At 65.3% G+C, this 20,088-nt stretch carries 18 protein-coding genes and 2 pseudogenes; 13 read left to right on the top strand and 7 right to left on the bottom strand.

All coding sequences use genetic code 11. The features are described from left to right. Nucleotides 1-111 precede the first annotated feature (111 nt). Nucleotides 112-522 (bottom strand): helix-turn-helix domain-containing protein, encoded by a 411-nt coding sequence (locus ACFB49_RS12600; protein WP_380871503.1) that lies wholly within the window; start codon nt 520-522, stop codon nt 112-114. Nucleotides 523-589: 67 nt separating this feature from the next. Here ACFB49_RS12600 and ACFB49_RS12595 point away from each other — a divergent pair, with 67 nt between their 5' ends. The 4 genes and pseudogenes from ACFB49_RS12595 (at nt 590) to ACFB49_RS12580 (ending at nt 2,397) form a co-directional block, all read left to right on the top strand. Continuing rightward, complete coding sequence (locus ACFB49_RS12595; RefSeq protein ID WP_380871500.1) at nt 590-1,237, top strand: cation transporter; 648 nt, start codon at nt 590-592, stop codon at nt 1,235-1,237. Further along, nucleotides 1,230-1,643, top strand: a pseudogene (locus ACFB49_RS12590) (TolC family protein); the annotation flags it as partial. The gene ACFB49_RS12595 and the pseudogene ACFB49_RS12590, both read left to right, overlap by 8 nt. A 41-nt stretch (nt 1,644-1,684) precedes the next feature. Continuing rightward, nucleotides 1,685-2,218, top strand: coding sequence for a HEPN domain-containing protein (locus ACFB49_RS12585; RefSeq protein ID WP_380871498.1), 534 nt, complete (start codon nt 1,685-1,687; stop codon nt 2,216-2,218). Nucleotides 2,219-2,229: 11 nt separating this feature from the next. Beyond that, on the top strand, nt 2,230-2,397 hold the full coding sequence (locus ACFB49_RS12580; RefSeq protein WP_380871496.1) for a hypothetical protein: 168 nt from the start codon (nt 2,230-2,232) through the stop codon (nt 2,395-2,397). A 282-nt stretch (nt 2,398-2,679) separates the two neighbouring features. On the opposite strand, the gene ACFB49_RS12575 is transcribed toward ACFB49_RS12580, so the two are convergent. The 5 genes and pseudogenes from ACFB49_RS12575 to ACFB49_RS12555 all read right to left on the bottom strand — a co-directional run bounded on the left by ACFB49_RS12575 (nt 2,680) and on the right by ACFB49_RS12555 (nt 8,351). Continuing rightward, nucleotides 2,680-3,792, bottom strand: coding sequence for an S-(hydroxymethyl)glutathione dehydrogenase/class III alcohol dehydrogenase (locus ACFB49_RS12575; RefSeq protein ID WP_380871493.1), 1,113 nt, complete (start codon nt 3,790-3,792; stop codon nt 2,680-2,682). A 212-nt stretch (nt 3,793-4,004) separates the two neighbouring features. Next, nucleotides 4,005-4,325 (bottom strand): annotated as a pseudogene (locus tag ACFB49_RS12570) (GIY-YIG nuclease family protein). Nucleotides 4,326-4,520: 195 nt separating this feature from the next. Further along, nucleotides 4,521-5,378, bottom strand: coding sequence for an SMP-30/gluconolactonase/LRE family protein (locus ACFB49_RS12565; RefSeq protein ID WP_380871491.1), 858 nt, complete (start codon nt 5,376-5,378; stop codon nt 4,521-4,523). Nucleotides 5,379-5,400: 22 nt separating this feature from the next. After that, nucleotides 5,401-7,197: an IlvD/Edd family dehydratase gene (locus tag ACFB49_RS12560; protein WP_380871489.1), complete on the bottom strand. Its 1,797-nt coding sequence runs from the start codon at nt 7,195-7,197 to the stop codon at nt 5,401-5,403. Nucleotides 7,198-7,208: 11 nt separating this feature from the next. Then, entirely contained in the window at nt 7,209-8,351 is a 1,143-nt protein-coding gene (locus tag ACFB49_RS12555; RefSeq protein ID WP_380879954.1) for an aldose epimerase family protein, read from the bottom strand. A gap of 131 nt (nt 8,352-8,482) precedes the next feature. Here ACFB49_RS12555 and ACFB49_RS12550 point away from each other — a divergent pair, with 131 nt between their 5' ends. Beyond that, nucleotides 8,483-9,793, top strand: coding sequence for a sugar MFS transporter (locus ACFB49_RS12550; protein ID WP_380871487.1), 1,311 nt, complete (start codon nt 8,483-8,485; stop codon nt 9,791-9,793). A gap of 89 nt (nt 9,794-9,882) precedes the next feature. On the opposite strand, the gene ACFB49_RS12545 is transcribed toward ACFB49_RS12550, so the two are convergent. Beyond that, a complete protein-coding gene (locus tag ACFB49_RS12545) occupies nt 9,883-10,650 on the bottom strand; it encodes a FadR/GntR family transcriptional regulator (RefSeq protein ID WP_380871485.1) in 768 nt (255 codons plus the stop codon). A gap of 105 nt (nt 10,651-10,755) precedes the next feature. Between ACFB49_RS12545 and ACFB49_RS12540 the strand changes: the two genes are divergently transcribed. From ACFB49_RS12540 to ACFB49_RS12505, 8 genes are all read left to right on the top strand, one after another. Then, a complete protein-coding gene (locus tag ACFB49_RS12540) occupies nt 10,756-12,318 on the top strand; it encodes an aldehyde dehydrogenase (NADP(+)) (protein WP_380871482.1) in 1,563 nt (520 codons plus the stop codon). Between the two features lie 86 nt (nt 12,319-12,404). After that, nucleotides 12,405-13,397, top strand: coding sequence for an AraD1 family protein (gene araD1 / locus ACFB49_RS12535; RefSeq protein ID WP_380871480.1), 993 nt, complete (start codon nt 12,405-12,407; stop codon nt 13,395-13,397). 2 nt (nt 13,398-13,399) lie between these two features. Next, a complete protein-coding gene (locus ACFB49_RS12530; protein WP_380871479.1) occupies nt 13,400-14,326 on the top strand; it encodes a Gfo/Idh/MocA family protein in 927 nt (308 codons plus the stop codon). A gap of 19 nt (nt 14,327-14,345) precedes the next feature. Continuing rightward, complete coding sequence (locus ACFB49_RS12525; protein WP_380871477.1) at nt 14,346-15,914, top strand: alpha-N-arabinofuranosidase; 1,569 nt, start codon at nt 14,346-14,348, stop codon at nt 15,912-15,914. Beyond that, entirely contained in the window at nt 15,914-16,801 is an 888-nt protein-coding gene (locus ACFB49_RS12520; protein ID WP_380871475.1) for a 2-dehydro-3-deoxygalactonokinase, read from the top strand. The genes ACFB49_RS12525 and ACFB49_RS12520 overlap by 1 nt, the downstream gene beginning before the upstream one ends. Further along, on the top strand, nt 16,798-17,427 hold the full coding sequence (locus tag ACFB49_RS12515; protein WP_380871473.1) for a 2-dehydro-3-deoxy-6-phosphogalactonate aldolase: 630 nt from the start codon (nt 16,798-16,800) through the stop codon (nt 17,425-17,427). The genes ACFB49_RS12520 and ACFB49_RS12515 overlap by 4 nt, the downstream gene beginning before the upstream one ends. Before the next feature lie 25 nt (nt 17,428-17,452). Further along, nucleotides 17,453-18,490 (top strand): arabinan endo-1,5-alpha-L-arabinosidase, encoded by a 1,038-nt coding sequence (locus ACFB49_RS12510; RefSeq protein ID WP_380871471.1) that lies wholly within the window; start codon nt 17,453-17,455, stop codon nt 18,488-18,490. 53 nt (nt 18,491-18,543) lie between these two features. After that, a complete protein-coding gene (locus tag ACFB49_RS12505) occupies nt 18,544-19,965 on the top strand; it encodes a family 43 glycosylhydrolase (protein WP_380871469.1) in 1,422 nt (473 codons plus the stop codon). Nucleotides 19,966-20,088 lie beyond the last annotated feature (123 nt).

Below are 20,088 nucleotides of genomic sequence, written 5' to 3'. Positions count from 1 at the left end.
CCTGCTGCCGCCGCCAAAGCGGACAAATCGCCCGACTTTTGAACTTCCCAATTCCTGCCATCTGTTCATGTGGGACAAGTAGGGAACACCAACTGAAGTTGGGCGCCTGGGTCAGCGCTCCGTGCGCGGCGCTAGCGCTTCCAGAATTCGGCATTCCGAGATCGTCCCGCCCTGACAGGACGAGATTAGCGCCCCGAGTTCACGCCTCAGGGCTGTCAGGTCGGCCAGCTTGCGGTCGATCTCGGCGAGATGTTCGAGCGCCATCACGTCGACCGACCCGCAATCACGCTGCTTCTGGCCGGCGAGGTTCAGAAGGTCGCGCACCTGATCGATCGAGAAGCCAAGATCTCGCGCACGGCGGATGAAGCTCAGCCGGGAAAGCGCATCGGCCCCGTAAGCCCGGTAGTTGCCCTGGGTCCGGCCCGGCGCCTCGAGGAGCCCGATGCGCTCATAATACCGGACCGTCTCAACCTTGGTCTCGGCCGCCTTGGCGAGATGTCCGATCGTTAAGCCTGTCGCCATCGCTTGACCCTGTAGTTGCTACAGGGTGCATATGGCTGTCCGACTCGGAGATTGTCGAGAGGACGATATGGCCTGCACCAGTTGCGCCAGTGACAAGAAGCAGGCGAACAACGATCCGCGATGGCGGCGCGTCCTGTGGATCGCGCTTGCCGTCAACGCCGCAATGTTCGTTGCCGAACTGGCCGCCGGCATTGCTGGCGGATCGAAAGCATTGCAGGCCGATGCGCTCGACTTCCTGGGTGACTCCGCAAACTATGCGATCAGCCTTGGTGTCGCCGGAATGGCGTTGGCGTGGCGTGCCCGCGCGGCATTGCTGAAGGGCGGGACGATCTTCCTGTTCGGGCTCGGTGTGCTGGTCGCGGCGCTCTGGAGCGTCTTTCATGGGACGGTGCCGCATGCGGAAGTCATGGGCTCGGTCGGCTTTGTGGCGTTGCTCGCAAATCTCGCTGTCGCAGCCCTGCTCTATCGCTACCGCATGGGCGACGCGAACATGCGGTCGGTCTGGATCTGCTCACGCAACGACGCGATCGGCAATGTCGCGGTGATGCTTGCCGCGCTCGGTGTGTTCGGCACGGGCAGTGCCTGGCCCGATCTCACCGTCGCCGCGATCATGGCCGGGCTCGGCCTGTGGGGTGGCACCCAGATCATCGCCCAGGCCCGCGCCGAGTTGCGCTCCGCTTCCGCCCCGACGACGGCTCGTGCGCAACATGGGTAAGCGCCGGCTGATCACAGGGCTGTTGGCAGGTTGCGCGATGTTCGTCGCGACACCAGCCGTCGCGCAAGTCGCGCCGGCGTTCCCGGAATTGCTGCGCCGTGCAACTGAATCTGCCCCGCGCCTGTCGGCCAGCGCAGCGGAGATCGATGTGGCGCGCGGCCAGGCCCGGCAAGCCAGAGCGCGACCCAACCCCACCATCAACACCGAAGTCGAAAACTTCGCCGGTGGCAGGCCCTATGATAATTTCGAGCAGGCCGAGACGACGGTTTCGCTGCAGCAACCGATCGAGCTGGGCGGCAAGCGCTCTGCCCGCACCGCGGTCGCGGACGCCGAGGTCCGGACTGCCGACGCGAGAGCCCAACAAAGCCGCGCCGACTTCGCCCGTGACCTGGCGGTGGCCTATGCGACGGCAGAGGCAATGGCCGCCCGCGTGGCCGCTATTTCTTCATGGACATCATGCGCGACGGGATCAGCCTATCTGGCGTGCCCGGCGTCGCTTTCCTCAAGCCCGCGCCGCTGTCGCCCGAACAGGCGCTCAAGGAGACGCAGGACTATTTCGAGGAGTGGTTCGAAAGCGCGGACGAGTTCTACGACGATTTCAGAAGCAATCTCGAGAAAGGGCGATTCAAAAAGGCGGCGTTTGAGCTGCATCAGGCCACCGAACGCTACTATCACTGCCTGTTTCTGGTTCGCACGCTCTACAGCCCCAAAACCCATAATCTGAACCGGCTACGTCAGCAGGCTGAAGGGCTGGAACCGTCGTTGAAGGCGGTGTGGCCGACCGAAACCAAGTTCCAGAAGCGCTGCTATGAGTTGCTGCGCGCGGCCTATGTAACCTCGATCAGCGCAGAAGTGCCGCAGTTCTGCAATGTGGAGGCCGTAAGGGTCGAGTTCCGAACGAGATGTCGCGTTTTCAGTCGCCTCCGCATCTTGTTCGGTGACCTGAACAGACCGGGCAAGACAATGTCCGGCGTTCCTTAGGAAGGCATGCCATGTTTGACGAAATTGACCGGGCGTATTTCCGGTTGAGGGCCGATGAGGAGCGCCGCCGGGCATCTCAGGCAACGAACCAGACCGAAGCACGACGATATCAACAACGAGCAAGCGAGTTTGAAAGCCAGGCAATCGGCCTTGGATATGCGCCACCTTGCGCGCCATGAAGGCTGCGAAAGGTCACAAAGGCAAATCGAACCTGTCGCGCTTGCTCCACCAAGAGTCAGGCAGTAGCCTCATGCTTGAATGGTCGCCGAGCAAATCATGCTCCGAACCCGATTACCAAATAGGATTGGGGGCCGAATTGGGGGCCTTTTCAATGGTTCAAGCTGGATAAATTCGGCATAATCAGTTGATTAGGCTTATCTTTTCGATTCCCGCTACCGCTCCAATTCTCTGATATCTGCAAAGTATGACCCCGGCCGAAACCGGGGCCTGTCGCGCTTTCGTCAATAAACGACGACCGAGCGGATCGACTTGCCCTCGTGCATAAGGTCGAAGCCCTTGTTGATCTCTTCGAGCGTCAGGACGTGGGTGATCATCGGGTCGATCTGGATCTTCTGGTTCATGTACCAGTCGATGATCTTGGGCACATCGGTCCGGCCCTTGGCGCCACCGAAGGCGGTGCCCTTCCAGACGCGGCCGGTGACGAGTTGGAAGGGGCGGGTGGCGATCTCCTTGCCCGCTTCGGCCACGCCGATGATGATGCTCTCGCCCCAGCCGCGGTGGCAGCATTCGAGCGCGGTGCGCATCACCTCGGTATTGCCGGTCGCATCGAAGCTGTAGTCGGCGCCGCCGTCGGTCAGTTCGAGGATCTTCGCGATCGTCTCCTCGCGCGACAGGCCCTTCGAGTTGACGAAATGGGTCATGCCGAACTTGCGGCCCCATTCCTCGCGGTCAGAGTTCAAATCGACGCCGATGATCTTGTCGGCGCCCACCATCCGGGCGCCCTGGATGACGTTGAGGCCGATGCCGCCGAGGCCGAAGACGACGACATTCTCGCCCGCCTGCACCTTGGCGGTGTTGACCACCGCGCCGACGCCGGTGGTGACGCCGCAGCCGACATAGCAGCTCGACTGGAAGGGCGCGTCCTCACGGATCTTGGCGACCGCGATCTCGGGCAGCACGGTGAAGTTCGAGAAGGTCGAGCAGCCCATATAATGGAAGATCGGCTGGCCCTTGTAGCTGAAGCGCGTGGTGCCGTCGGGCATCAGCCCTTTGCCCTGGGTCGCGCGGATCGCGGTACAGAGATTGGTCTTGCCCGAGAGGCAGGACTTACACTGGCGGCATTCGGGCGTGTAGAGCGGGATGACATGGTCGCCGGGTTTCACGCTGGTCACGCCCGCGCCAACCTCGCGGACGATGCCGGCGCCCTCATGGCCCAGGATCGAGGGGAAGATGCCCTCGCTGTCGAAGCCGTCGAGCGTGTAGCTGTCGGTGTGGCAGATGCCCGTTGCCATGATCTCGACCAGAACCTCGCCCGCCTTCGGCCCTTCAAGGTCGACCTCGACGATCTCCAGCGGCTTCTTGGCTTCGAATGCGACGGCGGCGCGCGTCTTCATGGGGGAGTCTCCCGAATTGGTTTCGGGGACGCATATTGCCTTGCCGGCACGGCGGCCAGCCTCAAATCGAAAAGATCAGGCAGCGCGGGCAAATTCCGATGGTGAACCATCGTCGGGTTTTGGGAGACCACATCGGGGCGGCGAATGTCGGCCATGTCGGGGGAAGCGGATATCCGCTCTTCGTCACCCCGGACTTGTTCCGGGGTCCACCGTCACGCGGGCGACGCGGCCAGAGGTTCCAACCCGAACGCTACAGCCAGATCATTCCATGAGGGATTGTCCCGTTCGATCAGGCTCCGTTTTCAGTCCCGCCGCCAGCGCTTGATCTGCTTCTCGCGCAGGATCGCAGCCTCCATCGTGCCTGCCGCCTCCCAATAGACCAGGCATTTGGTGCCATATCGCTTGGCGAAGCCGTCAAACATGCCTTCACGATGCTGGGCGACACGGCGAAGGAGATCGGAGGTTACGCCGACATACAGCGTTCCGTTAAAGGCGCTGGCGAGGATGTAGACGCAAGGCTGTCGCTCGATCATCGACATCAATGAGTGCCGCACGGTGGACCCCGGAACACGTCCGGGGTGACGAGGGGAGTTCGTATCGTCGACGACCTCCGCAAGGTCCGCGTGTCCTGACAGACAGCAATTCGACCAAAAATGTGGATAGCCGCCGTTGCCGCAGCGGCTCGATCTGCCCACACCGCCTAAACCGAAAGTGGGTGTGGCCGTTGTTCAGCCGCCAAAATGGTGCGTGGGGAGGCCGCGCACACCGCCGTCCACTTCATAGAGCGCGCCGTCATAATCGGTCGCCTCCAGCCCGATCGTCGCCGACGTCACGAACATCCGATCGAGCCCTTCGCCGGCGAATGTGATGTTCGTCACCTGCCGCGCGGGGAGCGGAATGGAACGGACGCGTTCACCGTCCGGGGAAAAGCGGCTGATCCTGCTGCCGCCCCAATGCGCCACCCACAAATGCCCTTCGGCATCCACGGTCATGCCGTCGGGATAGCCGTCCGCCTCGCTGAAATGGATGAAGGGCGTGCGATCCGCGATGCTGCCATCCTCCGCGCGACGAAAGCGGTAGATCACCCGCCGGCCGGTATCAGCATGGTAGAGCCAGCGGCCACAATCGGAGAAAGCCGGGCCGTTGGGCACGCGATAGCCGCTGTCCATGCTCACGACGCGAAGATCGGGATCGAGGCGGTAGAGCGACCCGCAATCCTGTTCCTCGGCCATGTCCATCGTGCCGCACCAGATGCGGCCCTGCGCATCGGCCTTGCCGTCGTTCATGCGGTTGCCGGGCAGATGCGGCTCGGGATCGACGATCGGCCGGATCGCGAGGGGATCGAGGTCGATCTCGGCAAACCCGCTCTTGAAGCCGCCGATGAAGCCGCCCTTGGCGCGTTCCACGACCCAGCCTAGCGGTTCCGGCATCGGCCAGCGACGGATGTCTCCGTCCGCTAGCGAAAGCCGGTTGAGCGCGGGCGCCAATATGTCGACCCAATAGACGGCATTGTCGCGTGGCGACCACAGGGTCCCTTCGCCCAGCACATCCTGCACGCCGCGTTCGACGATCTTCCACTCGGCCATGGTCGTACTTTACCGCCCGGGATCAGTGGTTGTCGCGCGGCAGGCCCATGGTCTGGGCGATGCGCTGATACTTTTCCGATCCCTCCAGGATCGCGCCGGTATCCATCTGCCCGACGATCGAGCGCTGGATTTCCTGCCACGGGGTCTGCGACGCCGGATAGGCATAACCACCCGCCGCTTCCAGCGCGCTTCGGCGCTCGGCCAGCTCCGCGTCGGAAATCAGCACGTCCACCGTGCCCTTGTTGAGGTCGATCCGCACGCGATCGCCAGTCTGGAGCAGCGCGAGCCCGCCATTGGCTGCGGCCTCGGGGCTGGCGTTCAGGATCGAAGGGCTGCCGCTGGTGCCCGACTGGCGACCGTCGCCGATGCAGGGCAAAGCGGAAACGCCCTCGGTGATCAGGTAAGCCGGCGGTCGCATGTTCACGACCTCGGCCGCGCCCGGATAGCCGATCGGCCCCGCGCCGCGCATGAACATCAGTGTTTTGGCCGTGATGCCCAGCGCCGGATCGTCGATGCGGTGATGATAATCCTCCGGCCCGTCGAACACGATGGCCGGCCCCTCGAACGCATTGGGGTCGTCGGGGTTGGAAAGATAGCGGTTGCGGAATTCCTCGCTGATGACGCTGGTCTTCATGATCGCGGCGTCGAACAGATTGCCGGAAAGCACCAGGAAGCCGGCTTCTTCCTTCAGCGGCTGATCGAAGCGGCGGATCACGCGCTCATCCTCGATCTCGGCGTCGCGGCAATTGTCGCCCATCGTCTTGCCGTTGACCGTCATCGCGCCTTCGCGGATCAGGCCCTGGCCGATGAGCTGCGCGACCACTGCCGGCACGCCGCCCGCGCGATAATAATCCTCACCCAGATATTCGCCGGCCGGCTGCAGGTTGACGAGCAGCGGCACCTTGTGCCCCTCGGTCTCCCAATCCTTCAGCGGCAGTTCGACGCCGACATGGCGGGCGATCGCGGCGAGGTGGATCGGCGCATTTGTCGATCCGCCGATCGCCGAATTGACGACGATCGCGTTGTGGAACGCCTCCAGCGTCAGGATGTCCGAAGGCTTCAGATCCTCCGCCACCATGTCGACGATGCGCTTGCCGGTCAGATAGGCGACCTCCTGCCGATCGCGATAGGGCGCGGGGATCGCGGCGGAGCCCGGCAGCATCATGCCCAGCGCTTCGGCCAGACTGTTCATCGTCGTCGCCGTGCCCATCGTGTTGCAATAGCCGGTGGACGGCGCCGAGGAGGCGACGAGCTTGATGAAGCCGGCATCGTCGATCTGCCCGGCCGCGAGCATTTGCCGCGCCTTCCAGACGATCGTGCCCGATCCGGTGCGCTCCCCCTTGTGCCAGCCGTTCAACATCGGACCGACCGACAAAGCGATCGCCGGGATGTTGACGGTGGCGGCCGCCATCAGCAGCGCCGGGGTCGTCTTGTCGCAACCCGTGGTCAGCACCACGCCGTCGATCGGATAGCCGTAGAGCGCTTCGACGAGGCCGAGATAAGCGAGGTTGCGGTCGAGCCCCGCGGTCGGGCGCTTGCCGGTTTCCTGGATCGGATGGACCGGGAATTCGAGCGCGATGCCGCCCATCTCGCGAATGCCCTCGCGGATGCGTTCGGCCAGCACCAGATGGTGGCGGTTGCAGGGCGAAAGATCGCTGCCCGTCTGGGCGATGCCGATGATCGGCTTGCCTGAACGCAGTTCCTCCAGGCTCAGGCCGAAGTTCAGGTAACGCTCCAGGTAGAGCGCGGTCATGTCGATATTGTCCGGGTTGTCGAACCAGGCGCGCGAACGGAGCTTGGGGTTGGTCTTGACGGTCATCACTTATCCGATCAGCGGGTCGTGGACAGGCGGTAGATCATCACGTGCCGGTACGGCTTGCCGGGATCGACGCGCGCGGAGATGAAGCTCGGCTGGTTCGGGGCATTGGGGAATTTCTGCGGCTCGAGCGCGATGCCGTCGCCCATGCGGTAGAGATGCCCCTGCTTGCCGACGAACGTGCCGTCGAGGAAATTGCCGGTGTAGAATTGCACGCCCGGCTCGGTGCTCAGCACTTCGAGCACGCGGCCCGATGCCGGGTCTTCCAGCCTGGCGGCGAGTTCGGGCGCCTTGGTGAGGCCCTTGTCGAGCGCGAAATTATGGTCGTAGCCCTGGCCGAAGCGCATCTGCTCGTCGCGGCCATCGCGAATGCCGTCGGCGACCCGGCGGGGTGCACGGAAATCGAACACCGTGCCTTCCACGGCACGCAGTTCGCCGGTCGGGATCAGCTTGGCGTCGACCGGCGTATAGGCCTTGGCCGGGATGGTCAGCAGATGGCCGGTGGCGCCCTCGGTCGATCCTTCGCCCGCGAGGTTGAAGATCGCGTGGTTCGTGATGTTGACGATGGTCGGCTTGTCGGTCTTCGCGTCGAAGGCGATCGTCAGCGCGCCCGCTTCGTCGAGCGAGTAGGTGACGGTCGCATCCAGCTTGCCCGGATAGCCCGAATCGCCGTCGGGGCTGGTATGGGCGAGCACCAGCGTCGCGGTCGGCCCGTTCTTGGCCGAGACCACCTTCCACGCGACCTTGTCGAAGCCCTTGCCGCCGCCGTGCAACGAGTTGGTCTTGTCATTGAGCGGCAACTGGTAGCTCTTGCCGTCCAGTTCGAAGCGGCCGCCGGCGATGCGGTTGGCATAGCGGCCGACCGTCACGCCGAAATAATTGGGGTGCTTTTCATAGGAAGCGAGATCGTCATAGCCGAGCACGACATCGGCCGGCTTGCCGCTGCGATCGGGCGCGACCAGCGATTGCAAGGTTGCGCCATAGGTCAGGATCGTCGCCGAAACGCCGCGGCTGTTCTTGAGCGTGATCGATTCGATCGCGGTGCCGTCGCTCAGCGAACCTGCGGGCGTGCGATTGATTTCAGCCGCAAATGCCATGGTGCCAGACGCCATTGCCAATGCAGTGCAGCTTAGCGCCACGCCTGCCTTGATCCACATTTGCATTCTCACCCTCCCGAATTATGAGCGCCATTGACGCTTGCTTGATGCGCATATAGTCCGACAAATTAAATCAGCGCAACCCGTGTCGACAAGGATCGGAAGCGGGGCCAGTTTTGGAGAAGGGTGGCATGGCCGGACCAATAAGCACGACCGTGAACGCGACCGGGGAGCCGGGCCAGCAGGGCGCAAGCTACGGCCCCGCGCTGACTTTGCTGGCCAGCCTCTTCTTCATGTGGGGCTTCATCACGGTCATCAACAACACGCTGCTGCCCCACCTCAGGAGCGTGTTCGACCTTACCTATACCCAGACAACAATGATCGAGTCGGTCTGGTTCATCGCGTATTTCGTCGCCTCGATTCCCGCGGCGAAGCTGATCGAGCGGATCGGCTACAAGAAGTCGCTGGTGGTCGGCCTCGGCATCATGGCCGCGGGCGCGCTAGGCATGATCCCCGCCGCGCGCATCCCGTCCTATGGCGTCACGCTCGTCGCTCTGTTCGTGATCGCGTGCGGCATCACTTTGCTCCAGGTTGCGGCAAACCCCTATGTCGCGGTGGTCGGCAAGCCTGAAACCGCGTCATCGCGCCTCAATCTGGTGCAGGCGTTCAACTCGCTCGGCACCACGCTCGCGCCTTTGTTCGGCGGCTATCTGATCCTCGGCCGTTCCGCCTCGGGCACCGCGGAGGGCGGGGCGACCGTGCTCACCCAGGCTGAACGGCTGGCCGATGCGCAATCCGTGCAGCTTCCCTATCTGATCGTGGCGGGCGTGCTCGTCGTGCTCGCGATCATCATCGCGCGCTTCCCGTTGCCGGCGATGGGCGTCGCCACGCAGCGCGCCGCCAAGGAGGAGCGCAAGCATCAGTCGCTCTGGCAGCACCGCAATCTTGTCTTCGGTGTGCCGGCGATCTTCATCTATCTCATTGCAGAGATTGGCGTTTCCAACCTCTTCATCAATTTCGTGTCGCAGCCGCATATCGGCAATCTGACGCATGAGCAGGCATCGCATTATCTGTTCCTGCTGTGGGGCGGCATGATGGTCGGTCGCTTCGTGGGTAGCTTCGCGATGCGCAACATTGCGCCCGAACGGGCATTGGCCTTCGCCAGTGTCGGCGCATTTGTCGTGATGCTCGTTGCCGCTTCCACAACTGGCCATGTCGCCATGTGGGCGCTGATTTCGGTGGGCCTGTTCCACTCGATCATGTTCCCGACGATCTTCACGCTCGGCATCCGCGGCCTCGGTCCGTTGACCGAGGAGGGGTCGGGCCTGCTGGTCATGGCGATTGCTGGCGGCGCGCTGGTGATCGTCCAGGGCTGGCTGGCCGACCATTATGGCCTGCAGACGTCGTTCCTGCTGACCGCGGCCTGCGAGCTTTACGTGCTCTTCTATGCGCTGTGGGGCTCGCGCCCGACCCACGCATTGCCCGATCAGCAGATCGGTTGAGCCACCCCCCGTCCGGCCTTCGGGCCGGGCAAAAGAAAGGCCCTGTTCCCGCGGCCGGGAGCAGGGCCTTTTTATGTGGGGCGAGATTGTTAGCCCTGCATCGCGCTCCGCGTATCATCGAGCGCGAGATCGACCAGGACGCGCATCGCCTCGCTGGCGCCATCGGCGTCGCCGGCCGCGATCGCGTCATAGACGCGGACATGATCGGGGATCGGGTTGCGGGGAAGGGCGCGGGACCGCTGCTTGAACTGGGTCGTCCAGTTGACCGCGGCGCCGATGCTCGCGGTCAGCGCCATCAGCGCGTCATTATGGGCGGCGCGCAGGATCGCGTTGTGGAAATCGCGGTCGGCGGCGCGGCCGGCATCGGTGGCGAGCGTGTGGCGCCGCATCGCAGCCAGCGCGTCCTTCATCGTCTTGATGTCGGACTTATCCCGCCGCATCGCTGCCAGTCGCGCGGCAGCAGGCTCGACGATCGAGCGCAGTTCGAACAGGTTGCGGACGAACTCCACGTCCGGTTCGCCGGCAAAGGCCCAGGCCAGCACGTCGGGGTCCAGCAGGTTCCAGCGGTTGCGCGGCAACACGCGGGTTCCGGCCTTGGGCCGGCTTTCGACCAGCCCCTTCGCGGTCAGCACCTGGATCGCCTCGCGATAGGCGCTGCGGGAAATTTCCAGTTCTTCGGCAAAGGCTACCTCGCCGGAAAGCGTGTCGCCCGGCGCATATTCGCCTGACAAGATCGCCGTCCCGAGCTTGTGCGCGACGGCGCCATGCAGCCGCCGGCCCGGACCGCGCGTCTTGGCCGGCGCCTGCGCCTGGCTCTCGCCATCGGTCACGTCATTCCCCACTTTGTTGTTCCCCATCAAATCCCTCCGCGCCGACACTTAACAGCGGCAAGCAGATGGCGAAACGACAAACATTGCCATCTACGAAACGCTGTAATATGTCGGAGTAATAAGGAGAAGCAAATGACCGGTGCCGCCATCTCGATCGACCGCAACGTAAGCGGTGGATTCCATTCTGTTACCGCCGAGACGGGGCAGCCCCAGGGTGAAGCCTTCGCCGTGCATGGTGCCGTCGATGTCGCCGGGGCCTGCGCCGCCGCCGACGCCGCGTTTGACGCCTATCGCGCCACGGACCGCGAAACCCGCGCGCTTTTCCTTGAACGAATCGCCGAAGAGATCCTCGCCATCGGCGACGACCTGATTCTCGCCGCGATGCGCGAAAGCGGCCTACCGCGCGCGCGTCTCGAAGGCGAGCGCGGCCGCACCGTCGGCCAGCTTCGGCTGTTCGCCAATGTCGTCCGCGCGGGTGCGTGGCTCGGCCTGCGCGTCGATCCGGCGCTCCCCGATCGCCAGCCGCTGCCGCGCCCCGACCTTCGCCTCCGCATGATTCCGCTGGGTCCGGTCGCCGTGTTTGGCGCGTCCAACTTCCCGCTCGCTTTCTCCACCGCCGGCGGCGACACCGCCTCGGCACTCGCTGCGGGCTGCCCGGTGGTGGTGAAGGGCCATCCCGCCCATCCGCAGACGGGCGCGCTGGTCGCCGATGCCATCCGCCGCGCGGTCGCGGCTTGCGACTTGCCGGAAGGCGTCTTCTCGCACCTCGTCGGCCCCGGCAATGATCTCGGCGGTGCGCTGGTGCAGGATCCGCGCATCGCCGCTGTCGGCTTCACCGGCTCGCGCGGTGGCGGCCTCGCGCTGCTCAGGCTCGCCCAGACGCGGCCGGTGCCGATCCCCGTCTATGCCGAAATGTCGAGCATCAACCCGGTGCTGCTGATGCCCGAAGCGTTGAAGGCGCGGGGCGCTGCGCTGGGCCAGGCTTTTGCCGGATCGCTCACTATGGGCGCGGGGCAGTTCTGCACCAATCCCGGCCTGGTCCTCGCAGTCGAAGGCGAAGGGCTCGACGCTTTCATCGCTGCTGCCTCCAGTGCGGTCGGCGAGGCAGACGCGCAGGTGATGCTCACCACGGGCATCCACGACGCCTATGAAAAAGGCGCGGCCGCGCTCGTCGGCAGCGCCAATGTCGAAACGCTGGCGCGCGGCAAGGAAGGCAATGGCTGCACCCGCGGCCAGGCCGCCTTGTTCCAGACGACGGCGGAAGCTTTTCTGGCGGACAAGGCGCTCGGCCACGAAGTGTTCGGCGCATCGTCGATCATCGTCCGCTGCCGTGATGAGGATGAGTTGCGTAGCGTTATCGCGGGGCTGGAAGGTCAGTTGACCGCCACGCTCCACATGGACGGCGGCGACGAGGCGATAGCGGGCCGGCTGTTGCCGCTGCTTGAGCGCAAGGTTGGTCGCATCCTCGCCAATGGTTGGCCGACCGGCGTCGAGGTCTGCCACGCGATGGTCCATGGCGGCCCGTTCCCGGCAACCTCGGACGCGCGGACCACTTCGGTCGGCAGCCTCGCGATCGATCGCTTCCTGCGGCCGGTCTCCTACCAGAACCTGTCGGCCGCGTTGCTGCCGGTCGAGCTGCGTGACGAAGCTGGCGGCGCGCCGCGCCTCCTCGACGGCGTGCTCACCATCAACTGATCGACCATGCGGGCCGGCCCGGCTGCCGGCCCGTCGCAATAGTGTGACGGCGCGCGCAACGGCGGCGCCCTGTAGGGAGAGATTTCATGGCATTTCGTCTGCTGCAGCATCGCAGCGCTGAAGGCGTGCGCGCGGTGATTGCCGCCAATGGCGACAGCGCCGCCTTCGTCCCCGGTGTGGCCAGCATTCGCGAGCTTGCCCTGCGTGCCATCGACGAGGGCAAGAGCCTGGCCGACATCGTGGCCGCCGCGGGCAAGGGCGATGCCGTGAACATCGCGGAGGAACTGGCGGCCGGCCGTCTCCTCGCGCCGATGGATCATGATGATGATGCGCACCTGATCCTGAGCGGCACCGGCCTCACCCATCTCGGTTCGGCCGAAGGGCGCGACAAGATGCACCGCGAGGCCGCCGCTGCCGCCACCAAGACCGATTCCATGCGGATGTTCCTGGAAGGGCTGGAAGGCGGCAAGCCCGCCGCCGGCGAGACCGGTCAGCAGCCCGAATGGTTCTACAAGGGCGATGGTTCGCAGCTTGTCGATCCGGGCGCGCCGCTCACCATGCCCGCCTTCGCGCAGGATGGCGGCGAGGAGCCGGAACTGGCCGGCATCTACATCATCGGCCCGGATGGCACGCCCTTCCGCCTTGGCCTCTGCCTCGCCAATGAATTCAGCGACCATGTGACCGAGCGGCACAATTATCTCTGGCTCGCCCATTCCAAGCTGCGCCAGGCCGCGCTCGGGCCGGAACTGCTCGTCGGCGATCTGCCTGACCATGTCGAGGGTGCGAGCCGCATCCTCCGCAATGGCGAAACGCTGTGGGAAAAGCCCTTCCTGTCGGGCGAAGCGAACATGTCGCACAGCTTCGCCAATCTGGAGGCGCACCACTTCAAATATGATCTGTTCCGTCGCCCCGGCGACGTCCATGTTCATTTCTATGGCACGGCGACGCTCTCGTTCACCGATGGCGTGCGGACGGAGGAAGGCGACGTGTTCGAGATCGCGGCCGCTCCCTTCACCTTGCCGCTGCGCAACCCGCTGGCGCGTGCTGACGACGCGGCGGTGGCGGTAAAGGCGCTCTGAGGATGGACCCCGTTCGCATTGCCGTGGTCGGCATGGGCAAGATCGCCCGCGACCAGCATCTGCCTGCCATCGCGGGCAATGGCGCCTTCAGCCTTGCGGCCACGGTCAGCCCGCACGATCCCGGCATGCCGGGCGTGCCGCACCACAAGAGCCTGGAAGCGCTGCTGGAGGAAGGACCGGCGGTGGACGCCGTGGCGCTCTGCACGCCGCCGCAGGTCCGCTATGATCTCGCCGCGATGGCGTTGAAGCGCGGTATCCACGTCTTCCTCGAAAAGCCGCCGGGCGCAACGCTCGCCGAAGTGGCGGCGCTCAGTGCGCGCGCGGACAAGGTTGGCGCCACCCTGTTTGCCGGCTGGCATTCGCGCTTTGCGGCCGGTGTCGCCCCGGCCCGCGCCTGGCTTGCCGAACGCAGGATCGAAAGCGTGCAGGTGATCTGGCGCGAGGACGTTCGTGTCTGGCATCCCGGTCAGGCGTGGATCTGGGAGCCGGGCGGCCTCGGCGTGTTCGATCCCGGCATCAATGCGCTGTCGATCATCACCCACATCCTGCCGCGGCCCTTCTTCCTGAAATCGGCGACGCTCGTCCTGCCGGCCAACCGCGCCGCGCCGATCGCCGCCGACATGGAGTTTCGCGACACTGCCGGCGCACCGATCAGCATGGATCTCGATTGGCGGCAGACCGGCCCGCAGAGCTGGGACATCATCGTCGAAACCGATGCCGGCACGCTCAAGCTCGCCAATGGCGGCGCGGTGCTCTCGATCCCGAGTGGCACGGAGCATAGCGAGGACCATGAATATCCCGGCCTCTACGGCCGGTTCGCCACCTTGATCCGGGGTGGCCGCAGCGATGTCGATACCGATCCGCTGCGCCTGGTGGCCGATGCCTTCCTGCGCGGGCGTCGCGAAATCACCGATCCGTTCCACGATTAAAAGAAACAGGGGAGAGAACATGATTGGAACCCTGCGCCGCGCCGCTGCCGCGCTGCTGCTGTCCGCCGCTGCCGTCACCGCCACCACGGCCGGCCTTGCCGAAACGGTGAAGCCCGTCACCGCGACGATCGACGTTGCCAGGCCCGGCCCGGTCTATGACCGCCGCATCTTCACTCAGTTCGCCGAACATCTCGGCAACGGCATCTATGGCGGCCTGTGGGTCGGCAATGACAAGTCGATCCCCAACACCAACGGCTTCCGCAACGATGTCGTGGCGGCGCTCCGCAACCTCAGCGTTCCCGTTATCCGCTGGCCGGGCGGCTGCTTCGCCGATGAATATCATTGGCGCGAAGGCGTCGGCCCGAAGAACAAGCGTCCGGTGAAGGTCAACACCCATTGGGGCGGCGTGACCGAGCCCAACACGGTGGGCACGCACGAATTCTTCGAACTGCTCCGTCAGGTCGGCGCCGAAGCCTATATCGCCGGCAATGTCGGCAACGGCACCCCGCAGGAAATGGCCGAGTGGGTGGAATATATGACCGCGCCCGCCGGCAGCCTGGCCGAAGAGCGCGGCAAGAACGGCCACAAGGCGCCCTGGGCGGTCCCCTATTTCGGCGTCGGCAACGAGCTGTGGGGCTGTGGCGGCAATATGCGCCCCGAATATGCGGCCGATGTGACGCGCCGTTACGCGACCTTCGTCAAGGCGCCCGCCGGCACCAGGATCATGAAGATCGCCGCCGGCGCCAATGTCGAGGATTATGCCTGGACGGACGCGATGATGCGCATCGCCGCGGGCCAGCTCGATGCCTTGTCGCTCCATTATTATGTCCACCCGGCCGGCGGCTGGCCGCCGCGCGCGCCTGCGGTCGATTTTGACGAATCCGGCTGGGCCGACGCGCTCGCCGGCGCCTTCCGCATGGACGAACTGATCACCAAGCACAGCGCGATCATGGACAAATATGATCCGCAGAAGCGCGTGTGGCTGGCGGTCGACGAATGGGGCGCCTGGTATGCTCAGGATCCGGGCACGCATCCTGGCTTCCTGCGCCAGCAGAACACGCTGCGTGACGCGCTGATCGCGTCCATCCACCTCGATATCTTCGCCAAGCATGCCGATCGCGTGAAGATGACCGCCATCGCCCAGATGGTGAACGTGCTGCAGGCGATGATCCTGACCGAAGGCAAGCAGATGGTACTCACGCCCACCTACCATGTCTTCGAAATGTATAAGCCCTGGCAGGACGCGACGGTGCTGCCGATCGCGATCGACACGCCGTGGTACGGCAAGGACAAGTGGACGATGCCCGCGGTCAGCGGATCTGCGGTGCGGGCCAAGGACGGCAATGTCTATGTCGGCCTGTCCAACCTCGATCCGAATAAACCCAACACCGTGACTGTGAAGCTGGACGGGTTGAACGCGTCGGGCGTCTCCGGCCGCGTGCTCACCGCGCCGGCGATCAACTCGCACAACACGTTTGCAGCACCGGAAGTGGTGAAGCCGGCGCCGTTCACAGGCGCGCGGGTCGATGGCGGCGTGCTCACCGTCGATCTGCCGGCGAAGTCGGTGGTGGTGCTCCAGCTCAAGTGATGGGCGCGGCCATCCTCGGCGATTGGGGGACGACCCGGCTACGGCTGTTCCGCCGCGTCGGCGGGGAGACGGTCGGGCGCATCGACGGCCCCGGCATCGGGGCGCTCGACGCCGCCGCCGCGGACATCCTCGCCGATCGTCTGGCGCCATGGCGGGCCGAGGGCGAACTCGGGCCGGTCATCCTCTGCGGGATGGCCGGCGCGCGCGGCGGACTGGTGGAGACGACCTATGTCGACTGCCCCACCGACGCCGCGGGCTGGCGGGATCGTGCGGTGAAGGTCGCGGTCGGTGGCAGCGAAGTGTCCGTCCTGCCGGGCCTCCGCACCCGCAACGCCGTTGGCGTTCCCGACGTGATGCGGGGCGAGGAGACGCAGATCTTCGGCGCGATCGCGCTCGATCCGGCGCTCGGCCACGGCCGCTGGACCTTCGTGCTGCCGGGCACCCATAGCAAATGGGTGACGGTCGATCATGGCGTCATCCGCGGCTTCCGCACCTATCCTACCGGCGAATTGTTCGCCTTGCTCGCTGATCGCTCGACGTTGGCGGGCGGGGACGACGCCGGCGACGGGATCATGGAGCAGGGTTTCGCGCGCGGCCTGGAGCGCAGCGGCGAAGCGACGCTTGGCGCCTTGTTCGAGGCGCGGGCAGCACGCATGGTCGATGGCCGTTCGGGCGAATGGGCGCGCGGCTATCTCTCCGGCCTGCTGATCGGCGGCGAGGTCGTGGCTGAGGTGGGCGCCGACAATGATGTCGTGCTGATCGGTGATCCGGCGCTGGCCGGCCATTATACGCAGGCTTTGGCGAGGGCCGGCTGCGGTGTTCACGTCATGGATGGCGATGCCTGCGTCCTCGCCGGTCTCGAACTGGCGCAAGGAGAAACGGCATGACGATCGACGAAGTGTTGGCGGCCGGTGCGCCGCCGATCATGGCGATCCTCCGGGGCATTCGTCCCGATGAGGCGGTGGCGATCGCCGGCGCGTTGGTCGATGCCGGCATCCGCCTGATCGAGGTGCCGTTCAACTCGCCCGACCCTGCCCAAAGCATCGCCGCGATGGCCGCTGCGTTCGGCGACCGGGCGGCGATCGGCGGCGGCACGATCCTGACCCCGACGATGGTCAACGCGCTTGCGAAGGCCAACGGTCGCTTCACGGTTTCGCCCAACAGCGATCCCGCCGTGATCGCGCACGCGCTGGCTCGCGGTCTCGAGCCGATGCCGGGCTTCCTGACCCCGACCGAGGCCTTTGCCGCGATCGATGCGGGCGCGCGCCGGCTCAAGCTGTTTCCGGCTTCGGCGTTCGGACCCGCCTATCTCTCCACCCTGCGCGATGTGTTGCCGGTTGGCGTGGCGCTGTGGGCGGTCGGCGGCGTCGGTATCGCCAATCTCGCCGAGTGGCGGGGCAGGGGTGTCGACGGCATCGGCGTCGGCGGCGCGCTTTATCGGCCGGGGGACGATCCCGTGACGGTGGCGGCGCGTGCGGCCGAACTGGTCGCCGCCTGGGCCGCGGCCGGCTGACAGACAAAAATAAGGGAGAGAGGATTTGAGGTTCGCGAAGATCGCGCTGGCAAGCGGCCTTGCCGCGCTGGCGCTGGGTGGCGCTGCCATCGCGCAGCAGGCGGGCACGGCCACGCAAGCCACGCTCAACAGCCGGCTCACGGGCGATCTCACGCCGACGCATGATCCCGTGATTATCCGTGAAGGCGACACCTATCATGTCTTCAGCACCGGCCATGGCCAGCGGCTGATCGAGACGCGGACGTCGCAGGATCTCGTCCACTGGACCGCCGGCGCACCCTTGTTCAACGCGATCCCCGATTGGGCAAAGAAAGCGGTGCCCGGCACCGATGGCATGTGGGCGCCTGACATCAGCTTCGTGAACGGCCGCTACCGGCTCTATTATTCCATCTCGACCTTCGGCTCGAACCGCTCGGCGATCGGCCTGTTCACGTCCAAGACGCTCGATCCGAAATCGCGCGATTATGGCTGGCGCGACGAAGGGTTGGTGGTGGCGTCCACGCCCGCGGACGATTTCAACGCGATCGACCCTAATTTCATCGTCGATCGCGACGGCCGCCACTGGCTGTCGCTCGGCAGCTTCTGGAGCGGCATCAAGCTGTTCGAGCTCGACCCGAAGACCGGCAAGCCGCTGCAGCCGAACGCAAAGCCCGTATCGATCGCGCAGCGGCCGGCGCCCGCCGGCGGCCCCGCCCCGATCGAGGCGCCCTTCATCGTCGATCATGGCGGCTATTACTGGCTGATGGTGTCCTACGACTATTGCTGCAAGGGCGTGAACAGCACCTATTACACCGTCATCGGCCGGTCCAAGTCGATCACCGGCCCCTATCTCGGCAAGGACGGCAGCGCGCTGATGGAGGGCAGGGGGACGATCTTTCTGCGCGCCGATCTGCAGGAGCAGCAGCGCTTCCGCGGCCCCGGTCATGCCGGCTGGCTGCGCGACAAGGACGGCAAGGATTATGTCCTCTACCACGCGTACGACCGCCAGAAGAATGGCGCGCCGACGCTCCGTATCGCCCCCGTCCGCTGGGGCGCGGATGGCTGGCCGGTGGCCGAATATTGATGCGCCGGGCGGCCGGCGCGCCGCCCGATATATGTAGATCGGGAGAAGCCTGAATGATCCTCAACCTGTCCCGCCGTAATTTCATCGCCGGCACTGCCGCGCTTTCCGCCGTTCCCGCGATCGCCCGCGCGACATCGCCCACGGCGCTGCAGCCGATCGCGCAGAACCCGCTCGTCCGGCAGCGCGCCGATGCGCAGGTCTTCCGCCACGATGACGGCTATTATTATCTCACCGGCTCGGTCCCCGAATATGATCGGCTGGTGCTGCGCCGCTCGCGCACGCTGGCGGGGCTCGCGACTGCGGAAGAACGCGTGCTGTGGCGCCACCTCGCGAGCGGGCCGTTGTCGGGCTTCATCTGGGCACCCGAGCTTCACCTGATTGACGGCAAGTGGGTCATGTATTTCGCCGCCGGCCCCAGCGGCGGCGGCGAGGATGTGTTCCGCATCCGCACTTATGCGATCGTCTGCGACGGCGCCGATCCGATGACCGGCAACTGGTCCGTGCTGGGCCAGTTCCAGGCGCCGTGGGACAGCTTCAACCTGGATTCCACCGTCTTCGAACATCGCGGCAAGCGCTATTTCGTCTGGGCGCAGCGCGAGCCGGGGATCGAGACCAATTCCAACCTCTATATCGCGCCGCTCGCGACCCCGCTCACGCTCGGCGCCAAGGCGACGCGGCTGACGGTGCCGACGCTCGATTGGGAGATTCGGGGCTTCAAGGTTGCGGAGGCGCCGGCGATCCTCGCGCGCAATGGCCGCCTGTTCATGAGCTATTCGGCCAGCGCCACCGACGCGCGCTATTGCCTCGGTATGCTCACTGCCGATGCCGATGCCGACATCATGGATGCGGGCGCGTGGACCAAGTCGCCCCAGCCGGTGTTCACCACGTCGGAAGTGACCAAGGTCTATGGCCCCGGCCACAACAGCTTCACCGTGGACGAGGAAGGCCGCGACATCCTCGTCTATCATGGCCGCGATTACCGGGCGATCACGGGCGATCCGCTGTTCGATCCCAACCGTCACACCCGCATCCAGCGGCTCTATTACAAGGCGGACGGCAGCCCCGATTTCGGTATTCCGGTCGGCAACGGCCCACTACCGGATCGCTTCTCGCCCGCCGGCCGCCGCGATGCCTATCTGGCGCACGAAGGTACGCGCGCGCTCGTCGGGCAGGGGGCGCTGCCGTCCACCCAGTTCCGCCAGATGCCCGGCCGGATCAGCGGCAGCGTGACGCTCAGCCCGGTCGATATGCCGGACTATTGCCTCGCTGTCGGACAGGATGGCAGCGTCGGGCTGGAGAAAGCGGAAACCAATGCCGGCTTCCTGCGGCGCGCCAGTTTCGTCCGCCGTCCGGCTCCTGATGGCGCGGTGCGCTTTACCGCGGCAGCACATCCGGATAAGGCGCTTGCGCATCGCGACGGCGCGCTCGTTCTGGGCGCCGGCAATGACGCGAGCACCGCTTGGCTGGTCAGCTAAAGCGAATACCGACTCCATAAGTCCGACTTGTGATGTGATTCACGGCGCCGATATGGTGCCGTGAAGCCACAATCGAGCGCATCTCACACTACCCTAATGCCAATCAAAAGCAGCGTATGGAGC

The organism is Sphingomonas sp. DBB INV C78 (assembly GCF_042693015.1).
In the GTDB taxonomy this organism is placed as follows: Bacteria; Pseudomonadota; Alphaproteobacteria; order Sphingomonadales; family Sphingomonadaceae; genus Sphingomonas_E.
The sequence above is the reverse complement of the archived record's forward strand: the minus strand, read 5'-3'. Positions and strand labels throughout refer to the sequence as shown.

Excerpts from the sequence above, each read along its gene's own strand:
- ACFB49_RS12600 (WP_380871503.1), bottom strand. The coding sequence starts at position 522 with ATGGCGACAGGCTTAACGATCGGACATCTCGCCAAGGCGGCCGAGACC.
- ACFB49_RS12595 (WP_380871500.1), top strand. The coding sequence starts at position 590 with ATGGCCTGCACCAGTTGCGCCAGTGACAAGAAGCAGGCGAACAACGAT.
- ACFB49_RS12585 (WP_380871498.1), top strand. The coding sequence starts at position 1,685 with ATGGACATCATGCGCGACGGGATCAGCCTATCTGGCGTGCCCGGCGTC.
- ACFB49_RS12580 (WP_380871496.1), top strand. The coding sequence starts at position 2,230 with ATGTTTGACGAAATTGACCGGGCGTATTTCCGGTTGAGGGCCGATGAG.
- ACFB49_RS12575 (WP_380871493.1), bottom strand. The coding sequence starts at position 3,792 with ATGAAGACGCGCGCCGCCGTCGCATTCGAAGCCAAGAAGCCGCTGGAG.
- ACFB49_RS12565 (WP_380871491.1), bottom strand. The coding sequence starts at position 5,378 with ATGGCCGAGTGGAAGATCGTCGAACGCGGCGTGCAGGATGTGCTGGGC.
- ACFB49_RS12560 (WP_380871489.1), bottom strand. The coding sequence starts at position 7,197 with ATGACCGTCAAGACCAACCCCAAGCTCCGTTCGCGCGCCTGGTTCGAC.
- ACFB49_RS12555 (WP_380879954.1), bottom strand. The coding sequence starts at position 8,351 with ATGTGGATCAAGGCAGGCGTGGCGCTAAGCTGCACTGCATTGGCAATG.
- ACFB49_RS12550 (WP_380871487.1), top strand. The coding sequence starts at position 8,483 with ATGGCCGGACCAATAAGCACGACCGTGAACGCGACCGGGGAGCCGGGC.
- ACFB49_RS12545 (WP_380871485.1), bottom strand. The coding sequence starts at position 10,650 with ATGGGGAACAACAAAGTGGGGAATGACGTGACCGATGGCGAGAGCCAG.
- ACFB49_RS12540 (WP_380871482.1), top strand. The coding sequence starts at position 10,756 with ATGACCGGTGCCGCCATCTCGATCGACCGCAACGTAAGCGGTGGATTC.
- araD1 (WP_380871480.1), top strand. The coding sequence starts at position 12,405 with ATGGCATTTCGTCTGCTGCAGCATCGCAGCGCTGAAGGCGTGCGCGCG.
- ACFB49_RS12530 (WP_380871479.1), top strand. The coding sequence starts at position 13,400 with ATGGACCCCGTTCGCATTGCCGTGGTCGGCATGGGCAAGATCGCCCGC.
- ACFB49_RS12525 (WP_380871477.1), top strand. The coding sequence starts at position 14,346 with ATGATTGGAACCCTGCGCCGCGCCGCTGCCGCGCTGCTGCTGTCCGCC.
- ACFB49_RS12520 (WP_380871475.1), top strand. The coding sequence starts at position 15,914 with ATGGGCGCGGCCATCCTCGGCGATTGGGGGACGACCCGGCTACGGCTG.
- ACFB49_RS12515 (WP_380871473.1), top strand. The coding sequence starts at position 16,798 with ATGACGATCGACGAAGTGTTGGCGGCCGGTGCGCCGCCGATCATGGCG.
- ACFB49_RS12505 (WP_380871469.1), top strand. The coding sequence starts at position 18,544 with ATGATCCTCAACCTGTCCCGCCGTAATTTCATCGCCGGCACTGCCGCG.